The sequence below is a fragment of the Candidatus Limimorpha avicola genome (assembly GCF_056978975.1).
The window spans coordinates 1-14,532 of the sequence record NZ_DBMCYK010000007.1 but is presented as its reverse complement, the minus strand read 5'-3'; the positions used below and the strand labels follow the sequence as shown (position 1 = coordinate 14,532).

The window sequence follows — 14,532 nt, the reverse complement described above, 5'->3', positions numbered from 1 at the left end:
TTTTAAACTAAAAGTACTTTAATATGAGATTAGAAAGAAGAATATGGGGGACCACGGAAAATGATCTTGACATCATACTGTACACATTAACCAACGACAATGGAGCGAGTGTTTCATTATGCAACATAGGAGCCGGCATAGTATCCATTGTAGTACCGGATAAAAACGGCAAGATGGATGATGTTGTACTCGGATACAGAGATCCCATGTCGTATTTCGGCGATGGACCGTGTGCCGGCAAGACCCCCGGACGATTTGCCAACAGAATATGCAACGGCACTTTTCGCATAGGCAACAAAGACTACCACTTGGTTTTAAATACAAGTGACGGCAAACATCATCTGCACGGAGGGCCCGAAGGTTTTGCCAATCAACTATGGACAGATGAGATCCTTGACAAAAGCATACTCTTCGGATACATCTCACAAGAAGGAGAAGCAGGTTATCCTGGAATGGTGCTCGCCAAAGTGAAATACACCTGGAACAACAACAATGAACTCATCATAGAGTTGACAGCCCGTTCCAACGAGACTACAATAGTAAATCTAACCAATCATAGCTATTTCAACCTCAACGGAGAAGGCAATGGCGACATATTGGAACACAAACTAAAACTCAATGCCCATAACTATCTTGTCGCCACTAATGAATTAATACCTACCGGAGAGATAGCACCGGTAAAAGACACGCCTATGGACTTCACTGAGTTTAAACAAATAGGCGCTGACATCAACGCTAACTTCGACGCCATTATAAACGGGAAAGGCTATGACAGTTGTTGGGCATTAGACAATTACAAGGAAAATGAACTCAATCACGCAGCCACTCTGTTGAGTGATGATTCCGGTCGTAAAGTCGATGTTTACACCACTCAACCAGGCATACAGATATATACCGGAAATTGGTTGAACGGTTCACCTATAGGAAAGTGCGGTAGAAGTTACAAGGATTATGAAGGTGTCGCCATGGAATGTCAAGGATTCCCTGATGCTCCCAACAAACCCAATTTCCCGAGTGCATTGTTGCATCAGGGCGATGAATACAGACAAATTATCAAATTCAAGTTTTCAATAATATAAAATGCAAAAAATGGAAAAGAGTAAGAATTATGCATTGCCTATAGCAATGATGTTTTGTCTCTTTGCGATGATATCATTTGTCACAGGATTTCAAAATCCTTTCGGTGTCATTGTAAAGAATCAGTTTGAGGTGAGCAACTTCATGTCTCAACTTGGCAACTTTGCCAACTTCATAGCTTATGCTTTCATGGGAATACCAGCCGGCATAATGCTAAAGAAAATAGGTTACAAAAAGACCGCATTATGGGCAATAGTTGTAGGTTTTACAGGTGTTTTAGTCATGTTTTTATCCGGTGTGATAGAGAGTTTCGCCATATATTTGACAGGAGCTTTTATTGCCGGATTCTCCATGTGCATGCTCAACACTGTCGTCAATCCCATGCTCAACACACTTGGTGGTGGCGGCAAGAAAGGCAATCAGCTTATACAATTCGGAGGAGCATGCAACTCCATTGCAGCGACCATAGTGCCAGTACTCGTTGGTTATCTTATGGGTGATGTATCCAAAGCCACTATTAAAGACGGCAATCCTGCTTTATTCATAGCAATGGGTATCTTTGCATTAGTATTTATAGTTTTATCTTTCGTTTCTATACCGGAACCTTATGTTGAAAAAGACGACAACAAAAAAGACGCATACGGACCCATGTCATTCCGTCATTTCAGACTCGGCATCATTGCCATCTTCGTATATGTCGGAGTTGAAGTTGCCATACCGAGTATAGCCAACCTTTATATGACTGAACCTCAAGAATTAGGGGGACTCGGACTTTCTGCGGCAGTGGCAGGTACATTAGTCGGTACATACTGGTTTTTGATGTTTGTCGGTCGTCTTATCGGAGGTGTGATAGGTGGCAAGGTGTCTCCCAAAGGCATGCTTGGATTTGTTTTGGGACTTGCTGCACTGTTCATCTTGCTTGCAATACTTCTGCCCAACGACATACTTGTCAAGATGCCGGTTTTCCGTGCAGACATCTCTTTCGGACTTGAGAGTGTGCCACTACCTGTGATGTTCTTGATTCTGTGCGGATTATGTACTTCTGTAATGTGGGGCGGCATTTTCAACCTCGCTGTTGAAGGTCTTGGCAAATATACCGCCATAGCTTCAGGAATCTTTATGGTGATGGTATGCGGAGGTGGCATAATTCCTCCTGTTCAAGGTTGGATAGCCGACTTGACATCAAATTACATCGCAAGTTACTGGATAATTTTCGCAGGTATTGTTTACATGTTATATTATGCCTTAATAGGTTCTAAAAACGTCAACAAAGACATTCCTGTAGATTGACAACAAACAAACGGTAACTATTTAACCATAACGGAATCGGTATAATTTTGCCGATTCCATTTTTTATTTTTCATTATATAAAATGCATATATCGTTCCCATCATGCAAAATCATGCTTCTTATTATCAAGAAATTGATTAACAGGTCGAAGATTCAGGACTTTGGTTATTCTTCCAATAAGAATATGAATTTAATTCATCTTTCAATGCTTTGGCTGCCCATAATACAACACTTATATCATCGGTAAAACCAATCAATGGAATATAATCGTTCAAGAAATCAAATGGAGATACCACATATACAATAGCTGCTACCGCAAGTGTAAGTTTAACAATACTGTACGTTTTATATCTTCCTTTAATAGAATCTTTAACATAATTATACAACAACGACAAAGAATCACGTACCTTGGAGAAAGCGTTTTTATTCAAAAAAGAGTAACATTTTTCAAGAATGCGAGACATTTTTTTCTCGTCGTCTATACAATCCTTAGCCTTTTTCTCCCAACGATCATCATTTTGAAATCTTTGAGAATAATTCATGAGATTTTTATCGATGATATGATACGTTTCATTTCATGTTTTTTCTGTTCCGCTCTTTCGAAGAGTCGCCACTGTGCCTTGGTTCTTACAAGGTTATGTTCAGGATACTTTATCTTGTAATACTTATCACCATTAATATAATCGGCAAGAAAACGCACTGTCTGCATATAAGGGAACAACAAGGCGGCGTAAGGCAGATTCTCTTTTTCAATATCAGTAAGAAAATCTTTGGTTCCAATAAGATAACCTTTGGCAAAAGCCTCGAATATCTCCATATTGAAATCAATATTGTCGAGACATTTGTCGTCCTCAGCACCGGTATTGGCTGCAGAACGCAGGAAATCGCCGAAATCCGAGAATACGAAACTTGGCATAACAGTATCTAAATCAATGACACACAGCACATTACCATCAGAATCGAATAACATGTTATTCACCTTTGTATCACAATGGCATACTCTCTTGGGCAATTTCCCTTCACGATATAATCTCTCTGACAGACACATCATCTCGGCTTTTTCTTCAATAGCATCAATAAAATGTTGCACTTCACCCACTCTTCCACATCTATTTTCTCTCACTGCATCACGCAACTGAGACAGTCTGAACTCTATATTATGAAAATTAGGCAACACTTCACCCAAAGGTTGTTCCATGTCAGACAATAACGACTGAAACTCACCGAAAGCTTTTCCAGCATAATATGAATACTCAGGTGTAACAGCCTCATAAGTATAAGAATCCGGAATAAACAACATCATTCTCCAATATTTACCATCAGCGAAATGATAAAGTTTTCCGTCTTTTGTCCTAAGAAAACGCAAGACTTTACGTTCAATATCTTTTTCACCTTTGTCAAGCATCTTATTATGAATATGGCTTGTAACTTTATCAATGTTATCCTGAAGCATATCTACATCAGTAAAGATTGAATTATTGATACGTTGCAAAACATATTTTGGCACATTACTGCCCACAACAAATACTTTAAAAGAATCATTTATCAATCCATTGCCCAAAGGTTCGATTCTATCAACCTGACAATCAATAGCAAATGCTGATACTATTTCCAATAAATTCATAATATGATAATTTTGTCGTAAAATTACAAATTTTTTCACAAACAGATGACAAAAATCAAAAATGTCGAACAATAATTTCTACAATTTTATAGTTGATTAAATATAATTGATTTCAGACAACAACTATTTGAATATTAATAATTATTCATACTTTTATACAACTCATTTTTTATAAATGAGTACATGAAAAGAAAAAAATAATTCCATGTATGGCATAATCTATTGCAACAAACTATTTTCATTGAATCCAACTCCATGCGCTCCGCGAACAAGAAAAGAACTGTCAATATACTAATGGTTCCAATTTACCGTATATTCCGTATCTTATTCAGAAAAATGTATTTTAATGGACATTCTTTTACAAATTACAAATAACATTACAAATTTTTAATGTAACGGGTCATAGACTTATTTATCTTTCATCAATGACAGCAGATGTTTCATTGACAGTGCTTATTTTTCAAAGATTTCATACAATAGACAATCCCAATTTTCCAATAGCATATTGAGAAATAATGGAATCAGGATATTTGCAAATAATTATGAGTCCGACATTATGGAACAGTTTAGTAAAGCAGCACCAAAGGGAGAATCGAAAAACATTATATTTTCCACTAAAGGAACAAACAGCAATTATCCTACTATATCAAAATTATCATAATTCACTCTATCCGAATAAAGAAATTAATAGGTGATTATTCAGAGTCATTAAAAATGGAAGGCATAACATGAGAAAATTAAATCAAACTCAAAATAAATATAGATAGAAACTCACGCCTGCAGAAACTTCTATAATTATCACATTAACAATATTTTTCCAAATTCTCATGTATCAAGACTTTTTTTTACAAAAAATTATAGATAATCAAAAAATTCTTATCTTTACAAGATGATTTTTCTTAAAAAAAGTTAAACTAAAACCATGATAATCATGAAGAAAGCATTATTTTATTTAATCACTTTGTCTATTTTGACACTTGGGTTGACGCAATGCGGCAGCAACACAAAAGAGACAGGCAAGCCTTATAGTATTGTTGACAACACAATAGTATTTGATGAGCCGGAACGTATCGAAGGACAAAAGAGTGTACTTCAGTTCTCTGTAGATCCAATAGATACGGTAAGGATCGGTTTCATTGGATTAGGCATGAGAGGTCCGGATGCTGTAAACAGAATGACCTATATCAAAGATGTTGAAGTAAAGGCATTATGCGACTTGTTACCGGAGCGTGTCGAGAATGTACAGAAAAACGTATTAGAAAAGAAATCACTTCCAAGAGCTGCTGAATACAGCGGAGAAGAAGGATGGAAAGAGCTATGTCAAAGAGATGACATAGACCTTGTATATATTTGTACCGATTGGAAAAACCATGTCCCCATGGCAGTATATGCCATGCAACATGGCAAACACGTGGCAGTAGAAGTCCCTGCTGCTACATCCATAGAAGAATGCTGGCAACTTGTCGATGTAGCTGAACAGACACAAAGACATTGCATGATGTTGGAAAACTGCTGTTATGACTTTTTTGAGATGACATGTTTAAACATGGCACAACACGGACTTTTCGGAGAGGTGATACATGGCGAAGGTGCATATATTCACAACTTGGAACCTTTCTGGGAATATTATCAAGGCAATTGGCGTTTGGCTTTCAACCAGGAACACAGTGGAGACGTTTATGCAACGCATGGGTTAGGACCTGTATGTCAAGTACTTGACATACACCGCGGCGACAGAATGGAATATCTCGTCTCCATGAGCACTCCGTCTATCAATGGCAAGAAATTAGCAAAAAAAATGATGAACGTAGATACTTTCGCCAACGGCGACATGACAACAACTCTAATAAAAACAAACAAGGGGAAAACCATCTTGTTAGAACATAACGTTTATACCCCAAGACCATACAACAGACTTTATCAATTGACCGGAACAGAAGGTTTTGCGAATAAATATCCTATTGAAGGATTTACTTTGAAAGGAGAGAATCTTCCGGAAGGCATGGTACCGGATCATGAGAAGTTAGACTATCACGACTGGGTCCCTCAACATATAAAAGACTCATTGTTAACAGTTTACAAGCACCCAATTGTTGCTGAGATAGAAGAATTGGCTAAAGAAGTTGGCGGACATGGTGGTATGGACTTCATCATGGATTATCGTCTGATTTACTGTTTGCAAAACGGATTGCCATTAGATCAAGACGTATATGATGCTGCTGAATGGTCCTGTATCGGAGAACTCTCGGCTGCCTCAATAGAAAATAATGGCATGCCTGTCAAGATGCCGGACTTCACAAGAGGAGATTGGAAAAAAGTAAATGGATTCCAATTTGCAACAAAAAAAATAACAACTGATTAAAAACGTAATAAAATGATTAAAAAATTTGTATGCCCAATATGCGGCTATGTTCACGAAGGTGAAACGGCACCTGAAATTTGCCCTCAATGCAAACAAAAGGTAGAATGGAAAGTTCTTGAAGAAGGAACGAAACTCAATTTTGTCACAGAACATATCATAGGAATTGCAAAAGGTACCGGTGACGATATGATTAAAGACCTAAATGCCCATTTTATGGGAGAGGCTACAGAAGTAGGAATGTATCTTGCCATGAGTCGTCAGGCAGACCGCGAAGGTTATCCAGAGATAGCTGAAGCATTTAAGCGTTATGCCTTCGAAGAGGCAGAACATTGTGCAAAATTTGCCGAATTGCTCGGCGACGTGGTTTGGGATACTAAAACAAACCTCGAGAAACGTATGGTGGCAGAATGCGGAGCTTGCGAAGATAAAATGAGAATCGCCCGTATAGCAAAAGAACGTAATTTGGATGCCATACACGACACTGTTCACGAGATGGCAAAAGACGAAGCCCGTCACGGAAAAGGCTTTGAAGGTTTGTTTAACAGATATTTCAAATAATAATATCTGATTATAACTCAGATAAACTACAACATTGAACTTTAATAAAAAGTCCGGCATAACTTCCGGACTTTTTTCATTTCATTCTGAAAACTGCTGTCCGGTAAAAATCTTTATATGGTATCTAAATAAAAAAATCATTTTAAACACATCAACATCATATTATCGACATATTGTTGTAATCCGACAAATTATCACAGATTGTCGATTATCAACACAAAGCCATAATATTAGTGCTCTATATAATTTGCCGGCATATAAATTTTATTTTCAAGACATTATAAAGGAACCTGAAATTTACAGGACATAGTGTAACGATATATAACAAAAAAGCCTCTCAGCAATTGAGAGGCTGAATAATTTTTATTTTTTTATTTGGGAAATAATATCCGGAAGACTTCTAAGCGAAGCTAATTCTTTCCATTTTTTCTTCACCTCTTCAGCAGGAAGTCCGAAATAAGTGACACCAGGTTCGGTATCCTTATCAACGGCAGAATAAGCGAGTATGGTAGTACCTTCAGCAATGACAAGGTCTTTATTGACAGCTGCCATAGACCAGATAGATACATTATCTTTAAGCACCGACACACCACCGACGGCACTATGCGCTCCGAGGAAACAATACTTGCCTATCTTGGCATCGTGACCAACCTGTACATGATTATCAGTCTTAGTCCCCTTACCAACCACTGTATCGCTTGTGACACCGATATCTATGGCACACAAGGCTCCAATCTCGACATCATCTTCTATTATGACACGACCGCAAGATTCAAATTTCACGAAGTTATTCTTGCGACGCTGGAAATAGCAAGCATCAGCACCGATAACGCTACCACTTTGAATAATAACGTTATCACCAATTATCACATGATTATATATCGAGACATTGGAATGAATGATACAATTTTTTCCAATCTTAACATGTTCCGCCACGAAAGCGCCCGGTTCTATCACGGTGCCCTCTCCTATCTCAGCTTTAGGACTAACCATAGCCGTTGCAGGCTCAAATTTCCTGTACGACTTTATCAATTTGATAAAAGCATCGAATGGGTTGTCATGAATCAAAAGAGCCTTGCCTTCAGGGCAAACGACATCTTCATTGTTGATTATGATAGTAGTAGCTTTCGAATTAAGGGCCTTGTTATAATATTTCGGATGATCGACAAAAGTAATGTCACCTTCTTCAACTTCATGAATCTCATTAAGACCGCTGATGATATGATTAGGATCGCCTATCATCTTTTTAGCCTCTATGAAGTCAGCAACACATTTAAGTGTCGTATTTGGTTGTATCTTCATCAGGTAAATTTTCTATTATTCTTTTACTCTTTCTGTATATTCGCCGGTACGAGTATCAATACGAATCTTGTCTCCGGTATTTATAAACAATGGGACTCTTACCTGAGCGCCTGTTTCTACCGTAGCATACTTCATGGCATTGGTTGCGGTATTGCCTTTCTCGCCGGGTTCGGTATAAGTAACCTCCAGAACTGTCTTAACCGGCAATTCTGCATAAAGCACTGTTTCTGTCGAAGCATCGAAAACTATATCGACCACATCACCTTCTTTAAGAAAATCAACACCGGTAATCAAATCTTTCAAAACAGGAATTTGTTCATAATCTTCCTGATTCATAAAGATATAGTTTTCTTCTTCTTTATAAAGATATTGATATTGACGATGTTCAACACGAACATCCTCCAATCTTTCACCTATGTCAAAACGACGCTCCAAAGTACGACCGGAAACAACATCTTTAAGTTTGGTACGCATGATTGTATTACCTTTACCAGGTTTCATGTGTTGAAAATCAACACAAAAATACAATTTACCGTCCATACGAATACATGTTCCGATTTTAATGTCCTGTGAATTAATCATATTTACAAAGTTAATATATTGTACCTAAGTTTATTAATGAAAGAAAACTCTTCCAAATTCAGTTTGCAAAATTACAATTTTTTTTATTAAAAACAAATTTTATCTGAATTACTTTACAACAATATTAGTAATTATTTGTTTATCAGCTATTTTATTTAGATTTTTTATTAGCAGAGACTTAGAGAACATCAATTCCGACCGTAAGGAATCCGCATCTACACGTACATACAACACTTTGTCTTTTACATGCAGACTCAGAGTATGTGAAGCAATAAATTTACCGACGACTTTTTCCCAAGAATTTATCATTTTCATCTCTTCAATGAAATCCTCTTTGTCATTGTCTTTATAAAAGCGACGGATAAGGTCTCCAATTTTCACTTCCTGATTGTCTCTCATGATACAACTCCATTATTAACTTCAAATATTTTATGGTTCACATTAACATTGTCGAGCAGATATTGCATTCTCTGTCTCTGTGTATCAGTAATAAACACCTGTCCGAAATAATCTTCTCCTACAAGTTTTACAAGTTGTGCGACTCTGTTATTGTCGAGTTTGTCGAAAATATCATCGAGCAACAAGATAGGTTTAAAACCCTTCATATTATAATTAAAATCGAACTGTGCCAATTTGACAGCTATAACAAAAGACTTTTGTTGTCCTTGCGAGCCATAACGCTTAATCGGATATCCATTGATTAACAAGTTAAAATCATCTTTATGAATACCGGAAGAAGTAAATGTTGACATTCTGTCCTTTTCCAAATTTCTTTGTAAAAGTTCAGAAAATGTATTATTTTGCAGTTCAGAAACATAAACCATCTCGACTTTCTCACTGACATCAGATATTATATCATAATATTTTTGCAGTACTGGCACGAAGTCAATGACAAACTGCCGTCTTTTCTCAAAAATATATTGCCCGAATGTAATTAATTTATCATCCCATATCGACAACAAATCTTTATCAAAACAACCATTGTCGATAAAAGATTTCAACTGTACATTACGTTGCAGAAGCGTCCTGTTATAATTAAGCAAGTTATTGAGATACAAGGCATCGAACTGTGAGATGACGCCATCTACAAACTTACGTCTCAGTTCGCTTCCGCCATTTATCAAGTCACTATCGTATGGAGATATTATCACAAGAGGGACTTTGCCAATATGGTCTGAGAGTCTCTCGTATTCTTTTTTATTTATCTTAAATGACTTTTTAGAATTTTCCTTTTGGACACAAGAAATAACATCCACCACTTCGTCATCTCTTTGCAATTCGCCATGAATAGCAAAAAAAGTCTCTCCATGTTTGATATTAAGTTTATCTGAGGAAGAGAAGCAACTCTTACAAAAAGCGAGATAATATACAGCGTCGAGAATATTTGTTTTGCCGGCGCCGTTAAGTCCTATAAAACAGTTGATTTTCTCTGACAATGACAATTCTGCTGACGAGCAATTTTTAAAATTTGTCAGTTTTAATTCTTTAAAGTACATTATTCCACTGTTTTATTTTTGCTTTTCACGAAACGGTCGAGATTTGTCGTAATAGATATATAATTCGGGGCTCCATGTATATGCATCTCGGAGCGGGAATAGTTGATATTAAACTTATATAACCGCAGTCCGACACCATAAGAGAAGCCCACCAAACCTTTTTTTGTAGGCGTTTTCATTGTCTGGCGCAGACCATAATTATAACCGGCACGTATGACAAGATTTTTACCTATATACAACTCTCCGGCGACCACTATATGGCTAAAAAAATTATTTGCGAACTTGGCGACCTTGCTTTTCTCTCGTGTCTCACCGGTGATAGGGTCATAATTACCTTCCAAATCGAGAGGATCATCATAGCTGAGGTCCCATTTTTGCAGATTATCATATACAATCATGAACAAAAAAGGAAGATGTTCCAATTTCTTCGACATGCCGAGTTGCATTCTGAACGGCAAAGTACTTTTTACACCATCAAGATTATTATACAACTCATCTCCAACATTTCTGACAGCAGCAGATAACATCAGGTCATTGCCGAGGTCATAATTGGCAGCCACATCGACAAGAATTGCGAAAGTAGAATACTGTTCATACTGCAATCCTCCGAAACGAAGGTTTGCGCCAATACTGAGTTTAGGATTAAGCTGTCTTCCCCATCCCAAAGTAAAACAATAATCTGATGGAGAGAACACAGTACCATCAGTATAACCAGACTCATCGGCATAGTAAAAACGTCCATAGTTCTGGAACTGTACCGTAGCAACGAAAGAGCCTATCTTATCAAAAGTCCTGCCATATTGTATTGAAGCAAAATTAATGTCCGAATAATAATCCACATAGGACAACGCAATAGCATTATTCATCTCGGCATTGATGAGTGCCGGATTAAATACAGTCAACTGAATATCGGAATCTTGAATAGGCACCAACGTACCACCGAGTGCAGCAACACGAGCTGAATGAGTAGTGTTCAGAAATCCGTATGTACCGTCAGAAACCTGGCTTCGGGCATTAAAAAACCCTAAAAACATCAAGAAAGATATCAGTAAATATTTTTTCACATCATAAAATTTTGTTTATAACGACAAAGATAGCAAAATATTATTATTTATCGAGAAGACCGACTCCTTTTTTAACAATTTTATTCTCTTCATTAAGTTGATTCATCAATCGGTCAAGAATACCATTGACAAAAATCTTACTTTTAGGGGTACTGAAATATTTTGACAGTTCTATATATTCATTAATAGAAACCTTAACCGGGATCTCATGAAAACAAAGCATTTCAGCAAGAGCCATTTTCAGGATTATCATATCCATCACACAAACACGTTCTTTCTCCCAATTAGATATATTTTTACCTATAAGCCTGCCATATTCATCGGAATTTTTTATAGTTTGACGGAACAAATCTTTTACAAACTCTTTATCCTCATTAACTTCATTTCTCTCGGTGCGATAAATGGCTGGCAGATGAGAATCTATTCCAAAGTCCTGTTTAATATCGCTGAGAAACCTCTGTAACATTGAAGTAACGAAATGATAATCATCGACAAAGAAGATACTTTTCTCTCCATAATAATCCTGCAGCACCTCAAGGTCGGAAAAATAGTTCTCAACCATACTGATAAGAAAAGCCTTGTCATTACTGAAAGAATCCTTTTCGGTATCCATATAGGCGAGATATTCCGGAGTAGAGCGCATCATGTTATAGTATTTTCTCACTATATCCTGATCATCAGCCCAGTTGATTTTAAGAGCAGTTTCTTTTTTTCGAAATTCCTTGTTATCCTCTATTGCAAGAAGCACTCTGTTGTTGACATAACGCATGTTGGGATTCAAATCTTCAGGTGTAGGGATATGTTTATGTTTGTTTTCATCAATTCTTCTCTCTGCAAAACGTTTTGTTTCAACGAGGAAAGACAATTGCCAGATAAACAATTCATACAGTTTATCAATACTTTCAAGCAGATATTTAACTCCTACTTCAACATTTTCCTCACCTGATTCGACATAAGCATATACTGCTTGCAAAACCTTGGCTCTTAAAACTCTTCTATTCAACATAACTAAAATATTAACACACAGAACAGGCTGCAAAGATACAAAAATCAACGATTCAACAATGCTCTCAGCAGTATATTAAAATCTTTTAAGACGGTATAATCTCTTGCATAAATGACATTAAGCCTTTCGAGGGCAGAGTCATTGAGTTCATTATTCACAATGGAGGCAGGATTGTAGATACCTTTTTTTATCTCCGGAAGTTTCTGACTGTCAGTATTTTTCACCTGACAATAACCAACCCATGAATATTTGCCGAACAACACCATAAAACAATTTTTCAAAAAGGTGAACGGTTTTTTAATGAACCAAGCAACAAACACCCAAAACAATATTCCGGTAACAGAAGACATGAAATCGAACAATCTTTTGTACCTTCTATTGGACACGGTACTAATTGTCTTAATATCAACGGTATATAAGTCGCCTCTTGTATTTATGGAATTGCTCCCAATAATTGATAATGTATCTTCAGGAGCTATTTTATAATCGAGATGAGGTTCATGCCACTCCTCCATCTTGTCTATTATCATACCATGAGATATATCTTTGGAACAAAAAATAATCTCTGTTATCTTATAAATAATGATGATATCGGGCACCTGTCGAATATTGCCAAGATAGTTGTCCGGGACTTCAGAATTGTTATCAGGAGTCACAAGTCCTATAAAATCAGGTTTTATAGAAGTACTTTTCAACAATCGTTCTACCCGTTCAGTTTCTTCTACGCTTCCGATGACAAGAAAACGTTTTTTTGCATTCTTTCCATAACGGTAATTAGGCAATTTAAAAAAGAATCCTATGGCACGAGTTAAAGACATTTCCAATATCAGCCACATCATGCCGAACAATATCAAAGCCCTCGAAAAGCGGAGATTCTCAGGCATAAGGGCATAAATGACCAATACTACAAGACTGCCAAACAACACGCCTCCGACAACGGGATATATCTTGTACGGTTTGTCATATCCTCCTGTAAAATAAGACATCAGCAACCATATCAGCAGATATACAGGCAGGATGACAGCAAACAATATGGTAGGATAACTCCCCACTCCGTCATATACTGTAACATTACCCCAAACATAACTAATGGTTGCGAGACCTGCATAACCCAAAACGGCATCGAGTATAGGCTGCACCGCCTTGTTCAAAAACTGCATTATCAAAGCTATAAAAGCCCGGAAATAAATCGCTATATTGATAAAGAAAGAAAACATTCTGGCTCGTTTCTGTCCGAAATGTTTCTTTGCAAAAATCTCCATTGCCTTATAAAACACAAGTACATAGTTGACACTTGTCTTTTTTGTACTTTCTCCTTTATAATGAATGATACGTGTCTCCGGGAAATAATAGTTGTTGTAACCGGCAAGCGTTATCCTGTACGAGAGGTCTATATCTTCGCCATACATAAAAAATGTCTCATCGAGCAATCCGCATTTGTCGAGAGTTTCTCGGCGCAGCAACATAAAAGCCCCGGCAAGTATATCAACCTTATTTATCTCGTTCTCATCAAGATATCCAAGATGATATTTGGAAAAACGACGGGAATGAGGAAAAAGGCTTGACAAGCCGAATATCTTGTAAAACGCTGTCTCCGGTGTCGGCAATCCTCTCTTCGATTCAGGCAAGAAACGACCTTTCCCATCCACCATCTTAACGCCAAGACCACCGGCATCAGGATGAGAATCCATGAAATTCAAAGTCTTGCTGAAAGTATCGTCCTCCACCACAGTGTCAGGGTTAAGCAACAGTACATATTCACCCTTTGAAATACGTATAGCCTGATTGTTGGCACGACTAAAACCCACATTGTCTTTGTTAGCAATAACTTTTACCTCCGGAAACTTCTCGGCAAGCATCTTCAAAGAACCATCAACAGAGTTATTGTCAACTACGAAGACCTCTCCTTCAATACCTTTCAATGCTCTTCGAACCGAATAAAGACATTGTTCAAGAAAATGCTCTACATTATAGTTAACTATGACTATAGATAATTTCATGGATATATTTTAGATTGCAAATATACATCTTAATTTCGAACTGAAAAAAATCTTTAAAAACTTGTTCAACTCGGTAGAGTCAAACAGCAAGTGCAATATTACGAAATAAATTTGAAGAACTCCTTTTTTGGAGTGGAGAAGTTTAATTTTTCCCTTGGTCTTCGGTTAATT

At 37.1% G+C, this 14,532-nt stretch carries 13 protein-coding genes; 4 read left to right on the top strand and 9 right to left on the bottom strand.

Annotated elements, in window-relative coordinates:
- Positions 1-23: 23 nt before the first annotated feature.
- Positions 24-1,079 (top strand): aldose epimerase family protein, encoded by a 1,056-nt coding sequence (locus ACZOVS_RS04725; protein ID WP_483996076.1) that lies wholly within the window; start codon positions 24-26, stop codon positions 1,077-1,079.
- Positions 1,080-1,089: 10 nt separating this feature from the next.
- A complete protein-coding gene (locus tag ACZOVS_RS04720) occupies positions 1,090-2,367 on the top strand; it encodes an MFS transporter (RefSeq protein WP_483996075.1) in 1,278 nt (425 codons plus the stop codon).
- A gap of 137 nt (positions 2,368-2,504) precedes the next feature.
- Here ACZOVS_RS04720 and ACZOVS_RS04715 read toward each other — a convergent pair whose 3' ends face one another.
- Both ACZOVS_RS04715 and ACZOVS_RS04710 read right to left on the bottom strand, forming a co-directional pair.
- Positions 2,505-2,909 (bottom strand): YkvA family protein, encoded by a 405-nt coding sequence (locus ACZOVS_RS04715; RefSeq protein WP_483996074.1) that lies wholly within the window; start codon positions 2,907-2,909, stop codon positions 2,505-2,507.
- Positions 2,906-3,994 (bottom strand): phosphotransferase enzyme family protein, encoded by a 1,089-nt coding sequence (locus ACZOVS_RS04710; protein ID WP_483996159.1) that lies wholly within the window; start codon positions 3,992-3,994, stop codon positions 2,906-2,908. The genes ACZOVS_RS04715 and ACZOVS_RS04710 overlap by 4 nt, the downstream gene beginning before the upstream one ends.
- 928 nt (positions 3,995-4,922) lie before the next feature.
- On the opposite strand from ACZOVS_RS04710, the gene ACZOVS_RS04705 reads away from it, so the two are divergent.
- The gene (locus tag ACZOVS_RS04705) at positions 4,923-6,353 is read left to right on the top strand and encodes a Gfo/Idh/MocA family protein (protein WP_483996073.1); all 1,431 of its coding nucleotides are present in this window, start codon (positions 4,923-4,925) and stop codon (positions 6,351-6,353) included.
- A 15-nt stretch (positions 6,354-6,368) separates the two neighbouring features.
- Positions 6,369-6,911: a ferritin family protein gene (locus ACZOVS_RS04700; protein ID WP_483996158.1), complete on the top strand. Its 543-nt coding sequence runs from the start codon at positions 6,369-6,371 to the stop codon at positions 6,909-6,911.
- 363 nt (positions 6,912-7,274) lie between these two features.
- Here the strand turns inward: ACZOVS_RS04700 and ACZOVS_RS04695 are convergent, their stop codons facing one another.
- The 7 genes from ACZOVS_RS04695 to ACZOVS_RS04665 all read right to left on the bottom strand — a co-directional run bounded on the left by ACZOVS_RS04695 (position 7,275) and on the right by ACZOVS_RS04665 (position 14,361).
- Positions 7,275-8,213 (bottom strand): LpxD N-terminal domain-containing protein, encoded by a 939-nt coding sequence (locus ACZOVS_RS04695; protein WP_483996072.1) that lies wholly within the window; start codon positions 8,211-8,213, stop codon positions 7,275-7,277.
- A gap of 15 nt (positions 8,214-8,228) precedes the next feature.
- Positions 8,229-8,795, bottom strand: a complete 567-nt coding sequence (gene efp / locus ACZOVS_RS04690) for an elongation factor P (RefSeq protein WP_483996071.1) — start codon at positions 8,793-8,795, stop codon at positions 8,229-8,231.
- A 108-nt stretch (positions 8,796-8,903) separates the two neighbouring features.
- Positions 8,904-9,194, bottom strand: coding sequence for a DciA family protein (locus tag ACZOVS_RS04685; protein ID WP_483996070.1), 291 nt, complete (start codon positions 9,192-9,194; stop codon positions 8,904-8,906).
- Positions 9,191-10,291 (bottom strand): DNA replication/repair protein RecF, encoded by a 1,101-nt coding sequence (gene recF, locus ACZOVS_RS04680; RefSeq protein ID WP_483996069.1) that lies wholly within the window; start codon positions 10,289-10,291, stop codon positions 9,191-9,193. The genes ACZOVS_RS04685 and recF overlap by 4 nt, the downstream gene beginning before the upstream one ends.
- Positions 10,291-11,355, bottom strand: a complete 1,065-nt coding sequence (gene porQ, locus ACZOVS_RS04675; protein WP_483996068.1) for a type IX secretion system protein PorQ — start codon at positions 11,353-11,355, stop codon at positions 10,291-10,293. Before porQ ends, recF begins: the two co-directional genes overlap by 1 nt.
- 43 nt (positions 11,356-11,398) lie before the next feature.
- Positions 11,399-12,361: a transcription antitermination factor NusB gene (gene nusB / locus ACZOVS_RS04670; protein WP_483996067.1), complete on the bottom strand. Its 963-nt coding sequence runs from the start codon at positions 12,359-12,361 to the stop codon at positions 11,399-11,401.
- Between the two features lie 44 nt (positions 12,362-12,405).
- A complete protein-coding gene (locus ACZOVS_RS04665; RefSeq protein WP_483996066.1) occupies positions 12,406-14,361 on the bottom strand; it encodes a glycosyltransferase family 2 protein in 1,956 nt (651 codons plus the stop codon).
- Positions 14,362-14,532: the final 171 nt, after the last annotated feature.

Excerpts from the sequence above, each read along its gene's own strand:
- nusB (WP_483996067.1), bottom strand. The coding sequence starts at position 12,361 with ATGTTGAATAGAAGAGTTTTAAGAGCCAAGGTTTTGCAAGCAGTATAT.
- ACZOVS_RS04720 (WP_483996075.1), top strand. The coding sequence starts at position 1,090 with ATGGAAAAGAGTAAGAATTATGCATTGCCTATAGCAATGATGTTTTGT.
- ACZOVS_RS04705 (WP_483996073.1), top strand. The coding sequence starts at position 4,923 with ATGAAGAAAGCATTATTTTATTTAATCACTTTGTCTATTTTGACACTT.
- ACZOVS_RS04695 (WP_483996072.1), bottom strand. The coding sequence starts at position 8,213 with ATGAAGATACAACCAAATACGACACTTAAATGTGTTGCTGACTTCATA.
- ACZOVS_RS04715 (WP_483996074.1), bottom strand. The coding sequence starts at position 2,909 with ATGAATTATTCTCAAAGATTTCAAAATGATGATCGTTGGGAGAAAAAG.
- ACZOVS_RS04725 (WP_483996076.1), top strand. The coding sequence starts at position 24 with ATGAGATTAGAAAGAAGAATATGGGGGACCACGGAAAATGATCTTGAC.
- efp (WP_483996071.1), bottom strand. The coding sequence starts at position 8,795 with ATGATTAATTCACAGGACATTAAAATCGGAACATGTATTCGTATGGAC.
- ACZOVS_RS04685 (WP_483996070.1), bottom strand. The coding sequence starts at position 9,194 with ATGAGAGACAATCAGGAAGTGAAAATTGGAGACCTTATCCGTCGCTTT.
- ACZOVS_RS04665 (WP_483996066.1), bottom strand. The coding sequence starts at position 14,361 with ATGAAATTATCTATAGTCATAGTTAACTATAATGTAGAGCATTTTCTT.
- recF (WP_483996069.1), bottom strand. The coding sequence starts at position 10,291 with ATGTACTTTAAAGAATTAAAACTGACAAATTTTAAAAATTGCTCGTCA.